We start from the raw sequence: 19,894 nt of genomic DNA on the forward strand, positions 1-19,894 counted from the left end.
TTACTAGATTATATTGATATATAAAAGTCATTGTATTGAATACGTAGTCTTTTTATTTTAGAACTGTTGATGTTGAGCGGTAAAGGGTAAAAGGTTTTACAGCGCAGCTGAGCATTTAAAAATCTGTCGCAAAAAACAATCACAATAGGAGCTAAATAAATGCATCACGTCTATCTTACGCCGCAAAAAGTGTCGGTAATGGCTGGGGCTATTGCCATAGCCATGGCTACCACTGCAACTGCGCAAGCTGAGCGCTCAATTGATGTCAGTTTGCCTCTTGGCCCTGATTCCCAGCAGGGGGTGGGGGTCTTGAAATTTGGTGAAGAATTAGAACGTCTCTCAGAAGGGCGCTTGACCATTGAACCGCACTACAACAATGCGCTGGGTGCTGAACGGGAAGTGGTTGAGGGAATGGGCTTCGGCATTATTGATGCGGGTATTACTTCAACAGGCCCGATGGGTGGCTTTGTTGACCAATTCCTGTTGTTTGATCTGCCGTATATTTTTGAAAATAACGCCCATGCTTATGCGTTTTTGGATAGTGAATACGGTGAAGAGCTGGCGACACTCGCTGAAGAACAAATGAACGTTAAGTTCTTAGCCTGGATGGAAAATGGCTTTCGCCATAACACAAACTCCGTGCGTGCCCTTAACACGCCTGAAGACCTTGATGGAATTAATCACCGTACCCAAGAGAGCCGGGTACAGGTAGATACCTGGGAGGCATTAGGCGCTAACGCGACACCAATGGCATGGACAGAGGTCTACACCGCACTTCAGCAGGGGGTCATGGATAGCCAAGAGAACCCTCTGGCGACTATTTATGATGTCAACTTTTACGAAGTACAGGACTACCTAAATCTAACGCAGCACGTCTACTCACCTGCACCACTGATGATGGGGTTAGACTTATTCAATTCGTTTAGCGAAGAAGATCAAACAATCATTCTTGAGGCCGCGCAAATTGCTTTGCCTTTTCAGCGTGAAGCAAGTCAGGAACTTGAACAGCGCTATAAAGTTCAGCTTGAAGAACTTGGAATGACGGTCACCGAGCCTGATCTTGCACCTTTCCGCGATGCTGTACGTCCGGTGATTGAACAATGGTCACCGACCGTAGGTGAAGACCTCGTTGAAGCGGCTCTGAATTTCGAATACTGATCCTCTGACAACACGCGGGGGATCTCCCCCGCACTTTCATCAATGGTGGGGCTGCTATGAAGTCTTTGCTAATACAGGTCAATAAAGCCATCGATCAATTTAATCGCGTGGTGGGGTGGGGCTTAGCATTTTTATTACTGACGATGACCGTACTGATTTTTTGGCAAGTGTTTGCTCGGTTTGTAGTGGGTAAACCGTTATTTTTCTCTGATGAAATAGCTCGCTTTGCAATGATTTGGTTAACCTTTATTGGTGCCGGATACGCCTACCGCAAAGGCACTTTGATTTCGGTTGATATCCTTCTGGAATATGCAAACGTGCGTTTTGCTTACGTATTGAGAGTGGCCGTTGTGCTTTGTTCGGCGCTATTTGCACTGATCATTGTGAAGTATGGATTTGATCTTGTGGGGCGTGTCTCTAATCAGACGGCCCCAAGTACACGCGTATCGATGATGTGGCCCTACATGGCGGTGCCTTTAGGGGGAATCGTGATTCTGGTTAACAGTGTTGCTCTGCTCATAGATGAAATCTTAGGCAAAGAGCATCTCAAACAGGCGGAGCATCAACCGCCGGAGGTCAGCTAATTATGGCGCTTCTGTTGTTCCTCCTCTTACTCGGCTTGTTTCTTGTTGGCGTACCCATTGCCTTTTCACTGGGGTTAGCATCGGCCATCACCGTTTGGCATGGCGATTTAATGCCCATGCTAATCGTTACTCAGCAACTGATTGGCTCCGTAAACTCGTTTCCTTTAATGGCGATTCCGTTTTTTATTCTGGCGGGGTTTCTCATGCAGCATGGCGGCATTTCCGAGCGATTGGTTAATTTTTCCAACACGCTAGTAGGCGGTATGACAGGGGGGTTGGCAATGGTCGCCATTGTCACGTCGTTGTTCTTTGCGGCTATTTCTGGCTCAGGAGCGGCAACCACTGCGGCGATTGGCTCTATATTAATTCCTGCGATGATTGCAAAAGGCTATCCCGGAAGTTACGCAGCCTCCAACCAAGCCGCCTCTGGTGCATTGGGCGTCATTATCCCACCCAGCATTCCGCTAATTCTGTACGCTATTGCCGCGAATGTGTCGGTAGGCGATATGTTTATTGCGGGCATACTGCCAGGCATCCTGGTTGCCATTTCATTGTTAGTTTTTGCCTATGTGTTTGCGCGTAAAAACGGTATTGGCGGCAACCAAAAAAGTACTGTTAAGGAAATGCTACAGGCCGCCCGAAAAGCATTATTAGCGATTCTGATGCCCGTGATAATTTTGGGAGGTATTTATGGGGGTATCACAACGCCAACTGAAGCGGCCGTTATCGCAGTTGCCTATTCATTTATTGTGGGTTTCATGGTTTACCGCGAAATAAAACTGAGAGATTTGGTACGTATTTTACAAGACTCGGCCGTTACCTCTGCAATTGTGTTGAGCATTATCGCCGCTGCAGGGTTGTACGGACGTATTCTTCAGAGCTTACGTGTACCCACTATGGTGTCAGATTTTGTACTAACAACCATTGAGAGCCCTTTAGCTTTTATTATTATGGCCAATGTGTTGCTACTGTTTGTCGGCATGTTTATCGAGGCCGCGGCGGCAATTCTTATTTTTGTGCCGATACTGTTACCTATTGCGATTAGCTTCGGCTTCGACCCTGTTCATTTCGGCATCATCATGGTGGTAAACCTGGCAATGGGTATGTTCACACCGCCTGTCGGGCTGAATCTCTTCGTTGCCTCGCAAATCTCCAAAATCGGTGTCGCTAGATTGACGTGGGCGATCCTGCCATTCGTAGCCATTGTACTCGTCAATGTGCTGATTATTAGTTTGATACCTGCACTATCAACGTGGTTACCGTCACTTTGATACCCCATTACTACTTCAACTAACAAGGAAAACAATCATGTCAGTTATCGAAAGTCTCATTCCGCGTCAGGGGCTAAAGGTGCTCGTTACGGCAGGCGCTAACGGGATTGGTTTAGCGATTGCCCAGGCTTTTAAAGAAGCTGGCGCTTTGGTGCATGTTTGCGATGTAGACGAAGCGGCACTCATGTCATTACCTAAGGGGATTACCTATACGTTAGGAGATGTAAGTAACGCGAAGGATATTGATCGACTTTTTGAAGACGTGAAGCAGTTGGGAGGGCTCGATGTCGTCGTCAACAACGCCGGGATAGCCGGACCAACCGCCAGCGTTGAGGAAATTAGCGAAGAGGAGTGGACGCACACTATCGATATCAACCTGAACGGACAATATCGTATCGCTCACCATTCAGCGGTATTGCTTCGCGAAAGCCAGGGCCTAATGATTAATCTGGCCTCAGTGGCAGGTCGTTTGGGGTTTGCCTATCGAACGCCCTACGCGGCAAGCAAGTGGGCTGTTGTCGGCTTAACCAAAAGCCTTGCCTGCGAGTTAGGTCCAGATGGCGTACGGGTAAACGCTATTTTACCCGGCATTGTACGTGGCCCACGGATAGAGAAAGTCATTGAAGATCGAGCGGCTAAGCGTGGCATCACCTATGAAGCAATGGAGCAAGAAAACCTAGCCAAGATTTCCATGCGAAAAATGGTGGAGCCTACGGACATAGCGGCGATGGCTCTATTTTTATCCGCCCCAGGTGGCTCGAATATTTCCGGGCAGGCGTTAAGCGTGTGCGCCAATGTCGAAACGCTATAAATCAGAGGTTCGATAGTCATGCAACCAGATACACAACGGGTGAATGCTGGCGCAGTGTCTCAAATGAAAATTGGCATAGTTGGGGCTGGGTTAATTGGTCGTGCTTGGGCAATTGTCTTTGCTCGGGCTGGATTTTTAGTGAGTGTTTATGACGTTAATGCCAACGCGCTGGTAAATGCAGGCGATGCTATCCGGCAATCATTAAATGATTTGCAGCAGGCCGAGTTAGTGGCTGATGTTGACCAAATAATGACGCGCATTCGGTTTGATGCAGACTTAACCAGCGCCATGCAGGGCGTTGAGTATGTGCAAGAGTGTGGCCCAGAGAATGTGGAGGGTAAAAAAACTATTTATCGTGAGCTCGAAGCAGTGGTGGCTACCGGTACTGTTTTGGCCAGCTCTACATCCGGCATTGCAGCTTCGCAATTTAGTGAGCGCTTGCAACATCCAGAGCGTTGTTTAGTTGCACATCCCGTCAATCCACCTTACTTAATTCCCCTTGTTGAAATTGTACCAACCCCACAGACATCTGAGGACGTAACGACCACGACATTGCAGCTAATGGAAGCGGCACAGCAAGTGCCTATTTTAGTACGTAAAGAAATCGAAGGTTTTGTGCTCAATCGGTTACAAGGTGCATTACTTAATGAGGCACTACGATTGTTTCGCGATGGGTATGTATCTGCGGAAGATCTCGATAAAACTGTAAAACACGGGCTGGGGCTGCGCTGGTCATTTATGGGGCCGTTTGAAACCATCGATCTCAACGCTCCGGCTGGAATCGAGGATTATGCCAGTCGTTATGGGCCTCTATATCACCAAGTAGACCAGCAGCGCGGGCAAGAAAACCCATGGGATGCATCCACTCTAAAAATAGTGGGTGAAGAGCGACGCGCTTTATTGCCCCGTGCTGAACTAGCGGCTCGTCATGAATGGCGAGATCGTCGGCTGATGTCACTAATAGCGCATCAACGCTTAATGGCTGAAAAAGATAGTAGTTAAACCAAAACAAGGAGACCTAACAATGGCTAACAAGCGTAAAGTAATCATTTCCTGCGCAGTCACTGGTGCAATTCACACACCATCAATGTCACCACATTTACCGGTAACGCCGGATGAAATTGCCGAAGCAAGTATTGCGGCGGCCGAGGCGGGGGCAGCTATTCTGCATCTGCATGCTCGCGACCCGAATAATGGCAAGCCTACTCAAGATCCGGCGGTATTCGAACAGTTTTTACCTAAGATCAAGTCATCAACCAACGCGGTGATTAACTTGACCACGGGAGGAAGCCCACACATGACGGTCGAAGAACGTATGCGGCCTGCCATGGAGTTTCAGCCCGAATTGGCCTCTATGAATATGGGGTCTATGAACTTTGGCTTGTTTCCTATGCTTAATCGCTACTCGTCATTTGAGCATCAATGGGAGCGTGACCATCTAGAGAATAGCCGAGATTTAGTCTTTAAAAATACCTTTGCAGATATTGAAAAGGCCATCACGCTAGGCACCGAAAATGGCACGCGATTTGAGTACGAATGTTACGATATTGGCCACCTGTATAACCTCCGCAATTTACTGGATAGAGGCGTGGTTGGGGGCAAGGTCTTTGTACAAAGCGTATTTGGGATACTGGGTGGTATTGGCCCACACCCCGAGGACGTAATGCATATGCGACGTACTGCGGATCGGCTTTTTGGAGAACATTACGAATGGTCGGTTTTAGGCGCTGGCAGTAGCCAAATGCGAATCGCGGCGCAATCGGCTGCTATCGGCGGGCATGTACGGGTAGGGCTAGAAGATTCGCTATGGCTGGAACCTGGTAAATTAGCAGAAACTAACGCTAAGCAAGTTAAGCGAGTGCGCGAGATTCTGGAGGCGCTCTCGTTTGAAATTGCGACCCCTGATGAAGCACGGGAAATGCTAGAGCTTAAAGGTGCTGATAAGGTTCGTTTCTAAAATAGCTCCCAAAAGCTGACACTAACGGAAGGCCTGGGCGACCGGGCCTTCTCGTTTTGCTAGGTTGGCTTAAATCCGTTACTTCTCTCGCCTGAATAAGTTGAATCAATGAAAAGAAAATCCATCACTTCACGCGATGTCGCTCACCTAGCCGGGGTGTCGCAATCCGCTGTGAGCCGCAGTTTCTCGCAGGCATCTAGTGTTTCAGAAAAGACGCGTAAAAAAGTGATGGATGCCGCGCGACAGCTGGGGTATCGACCCAATACGATCGCGCGTTCTTTGATTACTCGCTCAAGTCGGACGATCGCCGTAGTCACTTATAGTCTTCAGAATCCGTTTTATGCATATTTACTAGAGAAAGCCTCCCGCTTTTTACAGGAACAGGGTTATCACCTGTTGCTGTTTTTTGCACCAAAAAATGGCGACTTTGACATGGTGGTGGACGACCTGATTCGCAGCCAAGTTGAAGGGGTGCTGATGCTGGCCATTACGCTAAACCAACATCAGGCGAAAGAAGTCGCGGACTTTGGGATTCCCGTCGTCATTATAAATCGTACCGTCGAGTATTCTGGTATTAGTCAAGTTGGGAGCGATAATTATCAAGGCGGTTATTGGGCAGGTCGTTATCTTGCTTCACAAGGATGCCAACGAATTGCTTATTTAGCGGGAATACCCGAATCGACAACCAATCGTCAACGTGAAGAGGGCTTCAAAGCAGGCTTGGCCACAGAAGGCCAAACCTGCTTTGCTTATGATGTAGGGTATTATCGATACGATGAGGCCTGCGATGCGACGCGCCGTTTATTTTCAACTCGAAGACCTGAAACAATGCCGGATGCACTGTTCGCTGCGAATGACTTAATGGCTATTGCCGGTATGGAGACATTACGCGATGAGCTGCATTTATCGGTACCTGAAGGAGTTTCAGTCATAGGCTTTGACGACATGGCAATGTCAGCATGGCCCAGTCATTCTCTCACGACCTTGCAACAGCCGGTCGAACAAATGATTGTCAAGGCAACCGAACTGCTGCTTAACCATATCAGTCATCCCGAGGCCCCACCTGAGCAGATTATTTTGCCGGTGACACCGAAAATTCGCCGAAGCACTCGCCCAGTAGGCAACCCCCCCATTTATAACCGGGGCGATAAGTAGAATCCGTTAAGCGGCCATGGCCATCTTTTGTTTCGGTGTTATTCCGCCCAACGCCATGTTGGGTCGTTCATGGTTATACGTCCAGAGCCAACGCATTGCAAATGCCTGGACGTCACCGAACGAACCGTTCGGTTGTAGCGTGCAATGTAAGCGTTTTGCTGCGGGTTACCGGGCTGGATGTACCTTCATTCAATGTGTTCATGCTTCGCCCAATTGATCAGCTCTTGCTGATGTACTCTGGCCCGTTGTCACAGCGAATGGCGTTGGGCTTCCCTCGCCACTCGATCAATTGGGTTAAGGACAGAATCACGCGCTCTACCGGCAGGGAGAAATCCGCACCAATGATCAGGCCTTCCCGGTTGTGATCATCGATCACGTTGAACCGGCGGTACGTTCTACCATCGCACAGCTGGTCATGCATGAAATCCATGGACCAGCAATCATTCAGTGCTTGTGGCACGGCGAGCGGTTCCGGCTTTTCCCGAACAAGGCGCTTCTTCGGCTTGATCCACAGGTTCAGTTCCAGCTCCCTGTAAATCCGATAGACGCGCTTATGGTTCCAGCCAAAACCCTTCACATTACGTAAATATAGATAACACAGCCCAACCCCCCAGTTACGCTGGTTGTGGGCCAAATGCACCAGCCAGTCGACAATGGCCTCAGCGTGGCCTGGTAGCGATAACAGGTCTCGCTGATGCTAAAGACCCTAAGGTGGAGCCGAGTACTGCATCGGCCTGCTTCAACGGCCTTCTTCGCTATCTCTCGTCGATGAGATGGCTTTACCACTTTCCCTCAAGGGCCTCTTGGCGTAACTCGGATTTGAGTCGCTCCTCGGCGTACATCTTCTTGAGACGACGATTTTCGTCTTCCAGTTCTTTAAGGCGTTTCATCATGGAGGTGTCCATGCCGCCGTATTTGGCGCGCCATTTATAGAAGCTGGCGCTGCTCATGCCGTGTTCCCGGCAAAGCTCCGGAGCCGGCACACCGGACTCGGCCTGCTTAAGAATCGCCATGATCTGGCTGTCAGTGAAACGCGATTTGCGCATGTGGAATCTCCTGTTGATTCAGGTTAAAAATTCCACTTATCTCTGCGATTATTTTTCGGGGGAATTGCCTCCGATCCGCGCATCGAAGCGCTGGTCAACGAAGTGATTGGCAGGGTGGCCGACAAGTGGACGATGATCATCCTCGACGTACTGGCTGAACATGACGTTATGCGCTTCACGCAACTTGCCAAAACGGTCAGCGGCATCAGCCAGAAGATGTTAACGAAAACGCTGCGGGAGATGGAGCGCGAGGGTTTAGTGATTAGAACGGTGTATCCAGCTGTGCCGCCCAAGGGGGAATATCATTTAACAGATCTTGGCCTCGGACTTGGGGCGGCGTTTTGTGGTGTATGGGTGTGGGCTGAGCAAAGCTTGGATACTATTGAACAAGCTCGCATCACCTATGACGAGCGCATCAGCGCCGAAAACTAATTCAAAATGTCACGGTGATTTTCAGCCCAGCCCCCTAAAAACTCAAGCGCTTCAAGCTGTATATCAGTACTAATTCGAGAGTTCTCTCCGGACAATTTCTGCACCCGCACTCAAGGCCTTTAGCTTGCCGCTTGCTACTCGACGAGGTAATGGGGCCATTCCACAGTTGGTACAAGGGTAGAGCTTATCGGCATCTACAAACTGAAGTGCTTTTCGTAGGGTCTTGGCTACTTCCTCTGGTGTCTCAATGGTATCGGTGGCCACGTCAATCGCGCCTACCATCACTTTTTTACCTCGGATGAGCTCGAGTAGCTCCATTGGAACATGAGAGTTGTGGCATTCTAATGAGATAATATCGATATTAGATTTTTGCAGCTTGGGAAAAGCTTCTTCATATTGTCGCCACTCTGAACCCAATGTTTTTTTCCAATCTGTATTGGCTTTGATGCCATAGCCGTAGCAAATATGTACAGCCGTTTCGCATTTAAGGCCTTCAATTGCTCTTTCTAACGTAGCAATTCCCCAATCATTAACGTCATCAAAGAATACATTAAACGCAGGCTCATCAAATTGAATAATATCAACACCTGCCGCTTCTAATTCTTTGGCTTCTTGGTTAAGGATTTTGGCAAATTCCCAAGCTAGCTTTTCGCGGTTTTTATAATGATCATCATAAAGCGTGTCGATCATCGTCATGGGGCCTGGTAGCGCCCATTTTATAGGTTGCTTTGTTTGCTGACGTAAAAACGTGGCGTCATCAACAAAAACTGGCTTTAGGCGAGTCACAGGGCCTACGACTGTTGGTACGCTCGCATCATAGCGATCACGAATTCTGACGGTCTTACGCTTCTCAAAATCAACGCCGCTGAGATGCTCTATAAATGTGGTGACAAAGTGTTGGCGCGTTTGCTCGCCATCACTAACAATATCGATACCTGCCTGTTGTTGTTCGTGCAATGACAAACGTAAAGCATCATGTTTGCCCTCAATTAATTCTTCATCCTGCAATTTCCAGGGTGACCAGAGTGTCTCAGGTTGTGCAAGCCAAGACGGTTTAGGTAAGCTGCCAGCAGTTGAAGTGGGTAGCAATTTTTTCATAATAGATAACCTTGTATTTTTCGATTAATCACAGAGCGTAATTAGTGGACCACTGCTCAAGAATCGCTTGGTATGGTTTGATAAAATTTTCTTCAACAAATTTTCCCTGTTCAATAGCCAGTCCGCTGCGTTCTTCTCGATCATAAATAATTCGAGTTAATGAGTAATCTTGGTGCTTCAAACTTGGTTGATAGGATTTTCCTGCCGCAGAATTAGCATTGTAAATCTCTGGCCGGTAAATCTTTTGGAAGGTGTCCATCGTGCTGATGGTGCTGATAAGCTCAAGATTAGTGTAATCACCAAGCAAATCGCCGGTAAAATAAAAAGCCAAAGGCGCAACACTATTCGGGGGCATAAAGTAGCGAACCTTTAATCCCATTTTTTTGAAATATTCATCAGTTAAAGAATACTCGTCTTGCTGGTATTCCATACCTAGTACCGGGTGCTGGTTTTCAGTCCGTTGATAGGTTTTACTACCTGAAACACTTAGGCATATAACAGGCGGTTTGCTAAAGTGATCTTTGTATGTATTTGAGTTTACGAAGCACTGAAATAGCTTTCCATGCAGGCCGCCGAAATCATCTGGCGTGCTAAAGGTGGGCTGATCTTTATTGTGCCCCAGTAGCAGTACACTAAAGTCATAGTCTCGCACGTAAGAGGAAAAATTATTTCCTACAATACCCTCAATGCGTTCATTCGTTTTTCGATCAATAATATTGGTTTTCAATACTTCAATCAAAGGGAGCGAATTGCTAGTGCTTTCAATACCAATATTCATCTCAACGGAGATGATTTCAAGTTCGACAGTATAGCGATCGCCTTTAAGATTGTCCCAATGTGCCAGTGCATTGAACCGATTGTTAATCATGTTTAAAGTATTACGCAAGTTTTCTTGGCGATTCTTGCCTCTAGCCAAGTTGGCAAAGTTAGTAGTGAGCCGCGTATTTTCGGAAGGATGATAGTTTTCATCTAAACGAATACTTTTAAGAGAAAATGTAAATTCGTTGCTCATGGTGATTGGGTATCCTAATGGCCTGCGTTTATTGCTCAGCAGTCTTAAAATTGTCTATAGTTAAAGGCTGTAGGCATTTTACGCTGAGTCATTGATTGAGCAAAAACGAATTAATTTCATTACAGTATTAGCGACACTCATGACTCGGTAAGTGGCACAGTATGGGTGGTGTGGCTCTTATTGCTTGAGTTTAGGCTGTAGAGCGTGCGGCCGGTCATAGCCGTGTGATGGTTTTACGGTAATTCTCACAAAGCACAGATGACGCCATTAAGATCAACGTTGCGCCGACAGAAAGTATGGTTGGGTGGGCGTTACTTTTTTCTCACGGCTCTTCTTTTGCGCACCGCTTTCTTACCCATGCCACGTAGCGTAGAAAAGTCACCGCGTTCTACTTCAGCAATTAGCGCTTTCAGGCCATCAGTGAGGGGCTGCATAAACTGACCGTAACGCATCCGTTTTTCGCTGATGGCTTCAAGCTGAGATTCCCAGTGTGCCGTCATATCAGGAACGACCATCCGTTTAGGCAGGCTGTTCACAAGATGCTTGCCTGCTTCTGTCGAGTGAATTTCCTTACCTTTCTTCGTCAGAAACTGCCGTTTAAACAAAAGTTCGATAATTCCAGCACGGGTGGCTTCTGTGCCGAGTCCGTCTGTATCCCTGAGTACTTTTTTGATTTCAGGGTCTGATACATATCTCGCTATTCCCGTCATGGCTGAGAGTAAGGTCGCGTCTGTGAAGCGTTTCGGAGGGCTGGTTTGTTTCTCGTCCATTTTGCCGTCGATGCAGGTAACAGGGTCTCCCGACTTCACGTTGGGAAGAGCCATTGATGAAAGCTCTGCGTCTTGTTTCGACGTCTTTTGAGGTGGTAGCAGGGCCTTCCAGCCGTTAGAAATGACTGATTTGTGCTTGGCAATGAACAAGCCGCCTTCCACCTCGCTGTCTATTTGGTGTTCCGCATACTCAAATGCTGGGTAAAACTGCATCAGGTACTGGCGGGCAACTAGCCCGTAGATATTCTTCTCATCCTGAGATAGACGATCATCTGGCACTGCTCTGGATGTCGGTATAATCGCGTGGTGAGCACCTACCTTGGCATCGTTCCACGCCTTGCTCTTAAGATCGAGGTCAGCCTTTTGTACGCTATCAGAAAGCGTCGGCGATGTTTTGGCAATCGACTGAGCCACCGTGTGGCGCTCGCCATAGTGGCCTTTAGGCAGATACCGACAGTCTGAACGTGGGTAGGTAATCAGCTTATGGCGTTCATATAACTGTTGGCATACGTCCAGAGTCTTCTGAGCACTTAAGTTGAACCGTTTTGATGCATCAATTTGCAGTGAAGACAGGCTGTAGGGCAGGGGGGCGGGCTGTTTTTTCTTGTCACGTTTAGCTGCGATGACTTTGCCTGGATGTCCGATCACCTTTTGCAGAACGACTGCAGCAAGCTTTCTTGAAAGCACGCGGCCTTCTTCGTCCATATAAGGCTCACAGGCAGTGCTAGGCTTCCATTTTGCTGTAAAAGACTCACCAGCCACTGTCTGAAGCGTTATAAAGACTTCATAAAATGGCTTAGTTATAAAGTTTTCGATTTCTTGGTCTCGGTGAACAACCAAGCCCAACACGGGGGTCTGCACCCGGCCAACTGACAAAACGCCGTTATAGCCTGCACTTTGACCAAGAAGAGTGCAGAGGCGTGTCATATTGATGCCATAGAGCCAATCGGCCCTTGCCCTTGCCAGAGCTGATGTTGCTAACGGTATGAAATCAGTATTCTGGCGAAGATCATTCATCGCTTTGTTGATAGCGGCAGGGTTCATATCGTTAACGAGACAGCGCAAGGTAGCTTCGCGTTTAGCTTTATTAACACCTGAATAATTGATCACTTCATCGACCAAGATTTGACCGACTCGGTCAGGGTCACCCATATTGACCAGTTGATCGGCTTCTTTAATCAGTTTTTTGACAGTATTAAACTGCGAGCGGGTTTGGCTTTTTACGTGATGTTTCCACTTGATTGGGATGATGGGTAGGTGTTCTTTTTTCCATTTTTTGTACTCAGGATCATAAGCATCTGGCTCAGCTTGCTCCAATAAATGACCAATACACCAGGTGACGACATCGCCATTAGCAACCCTGATAAACCCATCACCCTTTTGGTGTGGTCTGGGCAGCACGTCTGCAACTGCGCGCCCGACACTCGGCTTTTCGGCAATGTATAGAATCAATTTTTCTTACCTCGAATGAGCCCTATAACGTGTGAATTTTGAGCTCTTCGTTAACCAATATTAGATGGAAATCTCATCGAGTTCATGATGTTAGTTTTGGGGGAAAGGTCATTAAGTGTCAAGGGAGGGCAATGAATGCGTGAGCGTGGCAGAACAAGGCGTTTAATGGGCTTGGGCGCACGTACCGGCGGTGCGCTGCTTAAAACGCGCTTAGGTGGGCAGGCGGATTGGCGTGCCCTTGGCGAGGCGCTGTTTGAGGGGTTATCAGAGTTAAAGGGCCCGGCCATGAAGCTCGCCCAGGTCATGTCTCAATGGGATGATCTGCTGCCCCCAGACCTAGCTGAGGAGCTTGCCCGCCTGCAGCGCCAAGCCGAGCCAATGCCCTGGCCGCGCATCCGTGAAGCGCTGGTGCTCCAGTATGGCGATATTGATCATTACTTCAGCGAGATTGAAGAGCGGCCCTTCGCCAGTGCTTCGATGGGGCAGGTGCATCGGGCAACCACTCACGAGGGTGAAACGATCGTACTCAAGGTGCAATATCCTGGCCTTGCCGAGGTGCTTGAAAGTGATTTGATTCAGGTGCGGCGCATCATGCGTCTAGGCCGCTGGTTCAAAGTCCCCCAGGCTCGTTTGGATGCGCTATTTGAAGAGCTGGCCGACAGCCTGCGCAAGGAGCTGGATTACGTCGCCGAGGCTGAAGCACTGGCTCGCTACGGTGAGCGCTATAAGGATGACCCGCGCCTGATGATTCCCGAGCCACTCCCGGCGCTCTCCGGCCAGCACGTATTAGCAATGCGTTTTGTTGATGGCACGCCGCTACGTGAATTGTCGGAGGCGGATGACGCAACGCGCCAGGGCATTGCTCAAACGTTGGCGGATTGGATTACCCAAGAGTTGTTTACGTTCGGTGAGCTGCATGCCGACCCTCACGCGGGCAACTTTGCTGTGGATGCCCAGGGCCGGCTGGTCATTTATGATTTAGGCGCGGTCATCGCGGTGCCTGAGGCGCAGATAAAGGCGATGATGCAGCTGCTGGATGCCACGCTGAAACATGACCCCATGGGGATGGATGAGGCATTAATGAAAATGGGCGGACGCCAAGGGCAGGGGGCGCCTTTGGCGCTGTACAGCGAGTCGGCCGAGTGCATTGCGCCACTGTTTGCGCCGGGCGAACAGGATTTCAGCGATGTGCGAGTCCATCGTCGCCTGCGTGAGCTTACCCCAAAAGTGTGGGCTGCCATGGACCGCTTGCAACCTCCCGCGGAGACGCTTTTGCTTTCGCGTGCGCTAAACGGCCACTACTGGAATTTGGTGCGACTAGGTGCTCGACTGGACATGCATGCGCGGACGTTACCTCTTATAGCGAGGGCCCATTAACGATAAAACGATTGCCACTGCGGCGATGACGGCCTTCGTGATAAACTATGTCGCTTTCATTTTAGACATCGTTATTTATAGACACACGATTGATAGACATCGTTTAACGCAGTGGAGACGGCAATGCTAGCGGTATGGGTCGATCAGCTGCTGGGATTTGCCTCCGGGGCACTCTCGGCAATCAGGCAGCAAGAACATTATCCGGACTTCATGACCTGGGTGCGCGCCAAAGGCGCGGACGCCTTTAACGGCGACGTGGCTATGGCACAGGCGCTGGCCCCGGTGCTGTGGTCGCAGGCGCCGTTAGAGCGGCTGGATTTTGGCAGCGAGCCGCTTGCCACGCCTGGGCGCAACGAGCCGTGCTGGTGTGATTCCGGTCGCAAATTTAAGCAGTGCTGCTATCAGGTTGAGTTTCCTACTGACATTCCCGAGCAGATGATGTGGATGCTCTCGCTGCGCGAATGGAAGGGCGCTACCTTGAAGGCTGCGCTGGATAGCCAGCAGGCGCCCGCTCAGGCGCTATTAGAAGCTGGCCTTATCGCTGCGGAAAGTGGCCAGACCGGCCGCGCAATGCAAATCCTCGAATCGCTCTTTGACGGTAGCGATTGGTCACGTCTACCCGAGCAGGCTGAGCCTGCCTTCGAGATACTGCTGGATATTTATCAAGAGCGCGGCTTTACCCGCAAACGTGCCGATTTGCTCGACGAAGTGATGGAGCGCGGGCCGCTATTTTTACGCGGCGTGGCGCTTGAACGTTTGTGCTTAATGCATCTTGATAACGACGATTTGGACAGCGCTCGCGGTGCTTTCGTCAAAGCTCAGCAGGCGCTGCCTGATTCGCCCACGCTGGCTTACATTGAGGCCATGCTGCTGCTTCATGAGGGGCATGAGCAGGAAGCTAAGGAACGGGCTAATTTCTGGTACCGACGGTTAGTTCGTCAAGGCGAGCTAGATGAAGATCAACTGGAGTTTTTAGCCGCGCTGGCGGAAAACCCCGGCGCAACGCTCGCTGACCAGCTACTGAGCGCTGAAGAAGATTTGGCTACGCCGCTGGTAGCGCTGCAGGCGCTGCTTGCCGCACTGCCTACCGCCCCCAAAATCGATATTCAAACGGACCCGGAAAGCGGTCGATTGCTTTACCACTCAAGTGCCCGTGAGGCGACGCTGTTTGCCGCTTGGCATGAGCAGTTTCAAGTGCTGGTGGATGAAGATGTAGCGCTGGGCTTTCGCGATGACCCCTGGGGTAATGCGGTTGAGTGGATGACGGCGGTATGCGCTCACCCGGAATGGCTGGACGCGCCGCAAGTGGTGCAGGATCTCACTCTGGCATTGACCAGCCGATTTGGCAGCCTGCCCTGGATGGCCCCAACCCTGCTAGAGCCCTTGGCACTGCGCCTCTCACGCTGGCTAGAGCAGGCCCGTGCCGCGGGTGACGGTAACCTGTGCTGGGATGATGCGAATAATGCGATGTTGCTGCGCACCGGGTTAGCGTTGGTGGTAGGCATGGAGCGTGGGGCGCGCCAGCACTCGCGCGAATTAGCAGAAGAGCTGCTACTCATCGATCAAGAAGATAGCCTTGGGCTGCGTGAGCTGGTGCTTGATCAACTGCTGCGTGATGATCGCAACGAAGAAGCGCTGGCCTTAGCCGAAGAGAATGATGATGACGGCTCGTTAGTGCTGGGGCTGTTAATGGGTAAAACCCTCGCCCTCTATCGGTTACAACATCTTGAAGCGGCAGAGACTGCGCTTAGCGATGTGGTTGGCCATAATCGCCATGCCTTAGAGCTTATTTGCTCTGAAAGCCCGCGCCCCTCTATGCCCCATGCGGATGGCCAGGTCGACCCCGGTTCCCGTGCGGAAGCATGGCAGTACCGCACCTTGATGCGCGATCAGTGGCGTACCACCTCTGGGGCGTTGGACTGGTTAGAAGCCCATCGCTAGGCGTTTTGCATAACTTGCGCGCATTAGGCTAATGAATGTCTTCTGGTTAGACGCCATTGAGTTTAATGAGCGTAAGGTTCAGGTGTGGGCACCAGCTGTTTATCTCGGCTGATCCAAATCGCTAGCACGATAGCGGGTATTCCCAGCAGGGTCGCGATCACAAAAAAGCTCGGATAACCCTGCGCCGTGACCACCAGCCCGCCAAAACCACTTAAGAATTTTCCGGGTAGCGTCATCAGTGACGAGAACAGCGCGTATTGTGTTGCGGTGTAAGCGCGCGAGGTAAGGCTAGAGAGAAAGGCAATAAACACGGCGCTAGCTAGCCCGTTGGCAAGGTTATCGCCAATGATCGTGACCACCAGCATGGGCAGCTGATTACCTACGATTGCAAGTACGGCAAACAGCAAGTTAGTGACCATTACTAATCCTGCACCGATAATAAGCAGTGGGCCGATGCCATAGCGCGCGACCAGCAGTCCACCTAAAACCCCGCCGGCAATGCTCATTCCAATGCCAAATATGTTGGTAACATTGGCAATGGTCGCCAGTGAAAACCCTAAATCTATATAAAGCGGGTTCGCCATCGAAGCCATGGCCAAATCGCTGATTCTAAACACTGCAATAAAGACCAGAATCCACAGTGCTTTCACCCCGTAGCGTCTAAAAAAGTCAGTAAACGGGCATACCAGTGCGCCAATACTCCAGGCGCCAAGGCGGCGTAAGACTTTGGGTTTTCCGCGGCTTGAACGAATAAACGCCCGAACTTTAGGTTCATGAATTAACTGAATAGAGAGCGATGCACGCTTTGGCTCGGGGCGCAGTAATACCGTGAGTACGCCAATGCTCATCAGCGCTGCCATGGTCAGATAGGCCATGCTCCATGAAGAAGATGCGGCGATGTAAAGCGCCCCAGCGCCGGCGGCAAGTAGCCCCCCGCGATAGCCGACAATATAAGTGGATGCCATGGCTGCCTGGACATCATCCTCGGCAGACTCAATGCGATAGGCATCGATGGCAATATCTTGAGTGGCGGAGCCAAAGGCGACCAGCAGCGCAAAAACGGCTACCCAGCCCAGGTTGCCAACCGGGCTTAGACCCGCCAGCCCAATTAAGCCTGCTGCAATTAAGCTTTGTGCCAAAAGCATCCAGCCACGTCGTTGGCCGAACGCACGAGTGAGTAGCGGAAGCGCCAGCCGATCAACCACGGGCGCCCAGAAAAATTTTATTGAATAGAGCATGCCGATCCAGGCAAAAAAGCCTATGGCCGCCACTTCAACGCCGTCGCTGCGCAGCCAGGCTGAAAGCGTTGAGAACACCAATAGAAAAGGCAGGCCTGCTGAAAACCCCAAAAAAAGCATGGTAATAACGGACGCACGGCAATAAATAGCCAGCGCTGCAAGCCAACTGCGCTGGGGGAAAAGGCTGGGCATTAAACGCTACTCCTGGAAAGACGTTGGCAACGACCAAGTGATAAACTGGGGCTGTCATTCATCACAAAGCCGACAGCTTACCGGAGAGGAGTTTTCAATGTCGATTAAGGCGCATCAGGTTGTGACCTTGCACTATGTCCTTAGAGATATTCTCAGCGATGGCAGTCAGCGAATACTAGATGATTCCAGCGCGCGCGGTAAGCCGCTTGAGTACCTTCACGGCCACGATAATATTGTCCCTGGCCTAGAAAATGCGCTGATAGGCCAAGTGGTTGGCGCTCAGTTAAGTATCCAGCTGTTGCCCGCTGATGCCTACGGTGTTCGCAATGAGGCATTGATTCAAGACGTCAGCCGAGGCTCGTTTGGTGGCGCAGAACTAGTCCCCGGCGGCAATTTTCAAACTGAAGGCGAGGCGGGCCCACAAATTGTGACTGTGTTAGATGTTAGGGATGATCGGGTCACTATCGATACTAATCATCCTTTGGCAGGGCGTACGCTTAACTATCGGGTAAATATTCTTGAGGTGCGTGAAGCAACGCGTGCTGAGCTAGCTAAAGGGCATCCGCTACCGCCCGGCACCGAGCATAGTAAAGTCGAAGATCGTAAGGTGTTATAGGTTTTACCTAGCTTAATGATAAGCCAACATTTGTAACAATGAGCAAACAATAGGGAAAAGGCTTGGTTGAGTGGCACTCTGACGACGCGTTGGTTAAAGTGAATGCAGAAATCAAACAGTGTTCGATAACTGCGGAGAAAAGAGATGAGCCAAATCGAAGAGCCTACCTTATTAAAGCAGCGTCGTTCCCGCCGTCAGGTGTTAGCCAGCTTAGGCTTGGGCGCGGCAGCTCTTTACGTGGCACCTACGCTGCTTTCAATGGATCAAGCGCAAGCCCACGACCATCGTTCGCGGCCTAGTTACTCAAGAGCGAGCTACTCAAGAGCAAGTTACTCCAGACCCAGCCATTCAAGACCGCGTCATTCTCGACCTAACCATTCTCGACACCGCCACGCCAACTCGCACGACAATCGTCGCCATGGTTCATCCCGTGGCTATGAGCCTCGGGCCTACAGGTCACGCCTCGATGAGCTTTCACGATTTGAACGCGACGGTGTGATCGAGCTGCGTATTAGTCGTGTACTGAAGCATTTATGGTGAGGTGAGTGATGAACGCTGCAGACGGTCTTGCCCATGACTATGCGTTACCCGGCATCGGCCCATATATTCGATTGATGAATGCACAGCCGCTATTGCCGGTTCTGCGGGCGGCGATGCCTGGGTGGCCGTTAACTGAGTGTTCGCTTCAGCCGACTGCCCCTGAGATTTGCGTTTGGCAGCAAGAAGATGGCTTTTGGCAGCAGGCGCCAGCACTGCCAAAAGGTATGTGGCTGGATACGCCCGTCAGCGCTGCATGCAGCGTTATTGCCGATTTAGCCGGGGCATTTTTACATTGTCATCCTGATTACATTGGCCTGCACTGCGGTTCTGCACAAATAAACGATCAGCTTGTTATCTTTCCTGACTCACATCGTGCGGGTAAGAGTACGCTTACAGCCGCTTTTGCGGCTGCCGGTTATCGAGTGTTTGGCGATGACGTAGTGGCATTAACCCCTGAAGGTGAGGGTCTGTCGCTTGGCGTTGCTCCCAGGCTGCGTTTGCCGCTTCCCGCTTCTCTAGACGAAGAGTTTCGGGACTTTATTAATCATCATCAGGGGCCAAGCGATGATCGCTATGGCTATGTCGCACTGGATGAAACGCTGTTAGCCAGTCATGGTGAAAAGTGCCCGGTTGGCGCGATTATACTGATTGATCGTGATGATAGTGTTACTTCCCCGCAGCTAACAGCGCTTCAGCACGGCGAGGGGCTGTGGCAACTGTTAAAGCAGAATTTCGCTGACACGCTCTCTGACCAAGTATTAGTAGCTAAGTTTTGGTCCTTGATGAAGCATGTCCCTTGTTTTCTATTGCGTTACGCCGATGCTTTTCAAGCGGCCGATTTCGTGGGGCGTGAGCTAGAAAAGGTGATGAATGCACGGCCGTCAAACGATGCGCTAGCGTCACAAGACGTGCCTACACCTGGCGTTGCTGCCTTGGATCGAAACGATCAGCGCTGCTGGCACGCCTGCCAAGCCGCGTACGAATATCCGCTGGGCGATGAGCTATTTGTGATTGTCGAAGAGGGTGGCGCCATTCACAGAATGAATCTGACGAGCCGGGCGGCATGGGGGTTATTGCAGCATGAGGCGCTTACTATAGAGGAGCTTAGCCAAACGCTGGCAGCCTTTTTTATGCCGGTCTCGCTTGAGCAAGTCCGCAAAGATATCGCCGAGCTGCTGGGGCAATTTTTAGCCGCTGGTTTGATTGAAGAACCACCGCGCCGTTAGCTGCGCGGTGGCTTTAAC

At 50.4% G+C, this 19,894-nt stretch carries 17 protein-coding genes and 1 pseudogene; 13 read left to right on the top strand and 5 right to left on the bottom strand.

What is annotated here, in order from left to right; all coding sequences use genetic code 11:
- Nucleotides 1-159: 159 nt before the first annotated feature.
- The 7 genes from ACT3TF_RS10955 to ACT3TF_RS10985 all read left to right on the top strand — a co-directional run bounded on the left by ACT3TF_RS10955 (nucleotide 160) and on the right by ACT3TF_RS10985 (nucleotide 6,936).
- Nucleotides 160-1,158, top strand: coding sequence for a TRAP transporter substrate-binding protein (locus ACT3TF_RS10955; protein WP_096280364.1), 999 nt, complete (start codon nucleotides 160-162; stop codon nucleotides 1,156-1,158).
- 56 nt (nucleotides 1,159-1,214) lie between these two features.
- Complete coding sequence (locus tag ACT3TF_RS10960) at nucleotides 1,215-1,742, top strand: TRAP transporter small permease (RefSeq protein WP_096280361.1); 528 nt, start codon at nucleotides 1,215-1,217, stop codon at nucleotides 1,740-1,742.
- 2 nt (nucleotides 1,743-1,744) lie between these two features.
- Nucleotides 1,745-3,013, top strand: a complete 1,269-nt coding sequence (locus ACT3TF_RS10965) for a TRAP transporter large permease (protein ID WP_096280359.1) — start codon at nucleotides 1,745-1,747, stop codon at nucleotides 3,011-3,013.
- 37 nt (nucleotides 3,014-3,050) lie between these two features.
- Nucleotides 3,051-3,824 (top strand): SDR family oxidoreductase, encoded by a 774-nt coding sequence (locus ACT3TF_RS10970; protein WP_096280357.1) that lies wholly within the window; start codon nucleotides 3,051-3,053, stop codon nucleotides 3,822-3,824.
- Nucleotides 3,825-3,842: 18 nt separating this feature from the next.
- Nucleotides 3,843-4,826: a 3-hydroxyacyl-CoA dehydrogenase gene (locus ACT3TF_RS10975; RefSeq protein ID WP_226938653.1), complete on the top strand. Its 984-nt coding sequence runs from the start codon at nucleotides 3,843-3,845 to the stop codon at nucleotides 4,824-4,826.
- 22 nt (nucleotides 4,827-4,848) lie between these two features.
- Nucleotides 4,849-5,781 (top strand): 3-keto-5-aminohexanoate cleavage protein, encoded by a 933-nt coding sequence (locus tag ACT3TF_RS10980; protein WP_096280353.1) that lies wholly within the window; start codon nucleotides 4,849-4,851, stop codon nucleotides 5,779-5,781.
- A 108-nt stretch (nucleotides 5,782-5,889) separates the two neighbouring features.
- Entirely contained in the window at nucleotides 5,890-6,936 is a 1,047-nt protein-coding gene (locus tag ACT3TF_RS10985; protein ID WP_096280351.1) for a LacI family DNA-binding transcriptional regulator, read from the top strand.
- Between the two features lie 6 nt (nucleotides 6,937-6,942).
- On the opposite strand, the pseudogene ACT3TF_RS10990 reads toward ACT3TF_RS10985, so the two are convergent.
- Nucleotides 6,943-7,982, bottom strand: a pseudogene (locus tag ACT3TF_RS10990) (IS3 family transposase).
- A gap of 114 nt (nucleotides 7,983-8,096) precedes the next feature.
- Here ACT3TF_RS10990 and ACT3TF_RS10995 point away from each other — a divergent pair.
- Complete coding sequence (locus ACT3TF_RS10995) at nucleotides 8,097-8,414, top strand: winged helix-turn-helix transcriptional regulator (RefSeq protein ID WP_217990286.1); 318 nt, start codon at nucleotides 8,097-8,099, stop codon at nucleotides 8,412-8,414.
- Between the two features lie 69 nt (nucleotides 8,415-8,483).
- On the opposite strand, the gene ACT3TF_RS11000 is transcribed toward ACT3TF_RS10995, so the two are convergent.
- The 3 genes from ACT3TF_RS11000 to ACT3TF_RS11010 all read right to left on the bottom strand — a co-directional run bounded on the left by ACT3TF_RS11000 (nucleotide 8,484) and on the right by ACT3TF_RS11010 (nucleotide 12,746).
- Nucleotides 8,484-9,512: a methionine synthase gene (locus tag ACT3TF_RS11000; protein ID WP_441686452.1), complete on the bottom strand. Its 1,029-nt coding sequence runs from the start codon at nucleotides 9,510-9,512 to the stop codon at nucleotides 8,484-8,486.
- A 28-nt stretch (nucleotides 9,513-9,540) separates the two neighbouring features.
- The gene (locus ACT3TF_RS11005) at nucleotides 9,541-10,524 is read right to left on the bottom strand and encodes a DUF1852 domain-containing protein (protein WP_096280345.1); all 984 of its coding nucleotides are present in this window, start codon (nucleotides 10,522-10,524) and stop codon (nucleotides 9,541-9,543) included.
- 311 nt (nucleotides 10,525-10,835) lie between these two features.
- On the bottom strand, nucleotides 10,836-12,746 hold the full coding sequence (locus ACT3TF_RS11010; RefSeq protein WP_444672206.1) for a DNA topoisomerase III: 1,911 nt from the start codon (nucleotides 12,744-12,746) through the stop codon (nucleotides 10,836-10,838).
- Between the two features lie 135 nt (nucleotides 12,747-12,881).
- Here ACT3TF_RS11010 and ACT3TF_RS11015 point away from each other — a divergent pair, with 135 nt between their 5' ends.
- Nucleotides 12,882-14,123 carry an ABC1 kinase family protein gene (locus tag ACT3TF_RS11015; RefSeq protein ID WP_444672207.1) on the top strand — a complete coding sequence of 414 codons (1,242 nt, stop codon included), beginning with the start codon at nucleotides 12,882-12,884 and terminating at the stop codon, nucleotides 14,121-14,123.
- Nucleotides 14,124-14,246: 123 nt separating this feature from the next.
- On the top strand, nucleotides 14,247-16,064 hold the full coding sequence (locus ACT3TF_RS11020; RefSeq protein WP_441686458.1) for an SEC-C metal-binding domain-containing protein: 1,818 nt from the start codon (nucleotides 14,247-14,249) through the stop codon (nucleotides 16,062-16,064).
- 62 nt (nucleotides 16,065-16,126) lie between these two features.
- Here the strand turns inward: ACT3TF_RS11020 and ACT3TF_RS11025 are convergent, their stop codons facing one another.
- Nucleotides 16,127-17,494 (bottom strand): AmpG family muropeptide MFS transporter, encoded by a 1,368-nt coding sequence (locus tag ACT3TF_RS11025; RefSeq protein WP_441686460.1) that lies wholly within the window; start codon nucleotides 17,492-17,494, stop codon nucleotides 16,127-16,129.
- Between the two features lie 97 nt (nucleotides 17,495-17,591).
- Between ACT3TF_RS11025 and ACT3TF_RS11030 the strand changes: the two genes are divergently transcribed.
- From ACT3TF_RS11030 to ACT3TF_RS11040, 3 genes are all read left to right on the top strand, one after another.
- The gene (locus tag ACT3TF_RS11030; protein ID WP_444672208.1) at nucleotides 17,592-18,110 is read left to right on the top strand and encodes an FKBP-type peptidyl-prolyl cis-trans isomerase; all 519 of its coding nucleotides are present in this window, start codon (nucleotides 17,592-17,594) and stop codon (nucleotides 18,108-18,110) included.
- Nucleotides 18,111-18,254: 144 nt separating this feature from the next.
- Nucleotides 18,255-18,650 (top strand): hypothetical protein, encoded by a 396-nt coding sequence (locus ACT3TF_RS11035; RefSeq protein ID WP_441686464.1) that lies wholly within the window; start codon nucleotides 18,255-18,257, stop codon nucleotides 18,648-18,650.
- 8 nt (nucleotides 18,651-18,658) lie between these two features.
- Nucleotides 18,659-19,876, top strand: a complete 1,218-nt coding sequence (locus ACT3TF_RS11040) for a PqqD family protein (protein ID WP_441686466.1) — start codon at nucleotides 18,659-18,661, stop codon at nucleotides 19,874-19,876.
- The last annotated feature ends 18 nt before the right edge of the window (nucleotides 19,877-19,894 follow it).

This window comes from Halomonas sp. AOP25-F1-15, from assembly GCF_052378675.1.
Taxonomy (GTDB): Bacteria; Pseudomonadota; Gammaproteobacteria; order Pseudomonadales; family Halomonadaceae; genus Vreelandella; species Vreelandella casei.

Coding starts and splice junctions, on each gene's coding strand:
- ACT3TF_RS10965 (WP_096280359.1), top strand. CDS start 1,745: ATGGCGCTTCTGTTGTTCCTCCTCTTACTCGGCTTGTTTCTTGTTGGC.
- ACT3TF_RS10960 (WP_096280361.1), top strand. CDS start 1,215: ATGAAGTCTTTGCTAATACAGGTCAATAAAGCCATCGATCAATTTAAT.
- ACT3TF_RS11025 (WP_441686460.1), bottom strand. CDS start 17,494: ATGCCCAGCCTTTTCCCCCAGCGCAGTTGGCTTGCAGCGCTGGCTATT.
- ACT3TF_RS11040 (WP_441686466.1), top strand. CDS start 18,659: ATGAACGCTGCAGACGGTCTTGCCCATGACTATGCGTTACCCGGCATC.
- ACT3TF_RS11015 (WP_444672207.1), top strand. CDS start 12,882: ATGCGTGAGCGTGGCAGAACAAGGCGTTTAATGGGCTTGGGCGCACGT.
- ACT3TF_RS11005 (WP_096280345.1), bottom strand. CDS start 10,524: ATGAGCAACGAATTTACATTTTCTCTTAAAAGTATTCGTTTAGATGAA.
- ACT3TF_RS10980 (WP_096280353.1), top strand. CDS start 4,849: ATGGCTAACAAGCGTAAAGTAATCATTTCCTGCGCAGTCACTGGTGCA.
- ACT3TF_RS10970 (WP_096280357.1), top strand. CDS start 3,051: ATGTCAGTTATCGAAAGTCTCATTCCGCGTCAGGGGCTAAAGGTGCTC.
- ACT3TF_RS10985 (WP_096280351.1), top strand. CDS start 5,890: ATGAAAAGAAAATCCATCACTTCACGCGATGTCGCTCACCTAGCCGGG.
- ACT3TF_RS10955 (WP_096280364.1), top strand. CDS start 160: ATGCATCACGTCTATCTTACGCCGCAAAAAGTGTCGGTAATGGCTGGG.
- ACT3TF_RS11020 (WP_441686458.1), top strand. CDS start 14,247: ATGCTAGCGGTATGGGTCGATCAGCTGCTGGGATTTGCCTCCGGGGCA.
- ACT3TF_RS11035 (WP_441686464.1), top strand. CDS start 18,255: ATGAGCCAAATCGAAGAGCCTACCTTATTAAAGCAGCGTCGTTCCCGC.
- ACT3TF_RS11000 (WP_441686452.1), bottom strand. CDS start 9,512: ATGAAAAAATTGCTACCCACTTCAACTGCTGGCAGCTTACCTAAACCG.
- ACT3TF_RS11030 (WP_444672208.1), top strand. CDS start 17,592: ATGTCGATTAAGGCGCATCAGGTTGTGACCTTGCACTATGTCCTTAGA.
- ACT3TF_RS10975 (WP_226938653.1), top strand. CDS start 3,843: ATGCAACCAGATACACAACGGGTGAATGCTGGCGCAGTGTCTCAAATG.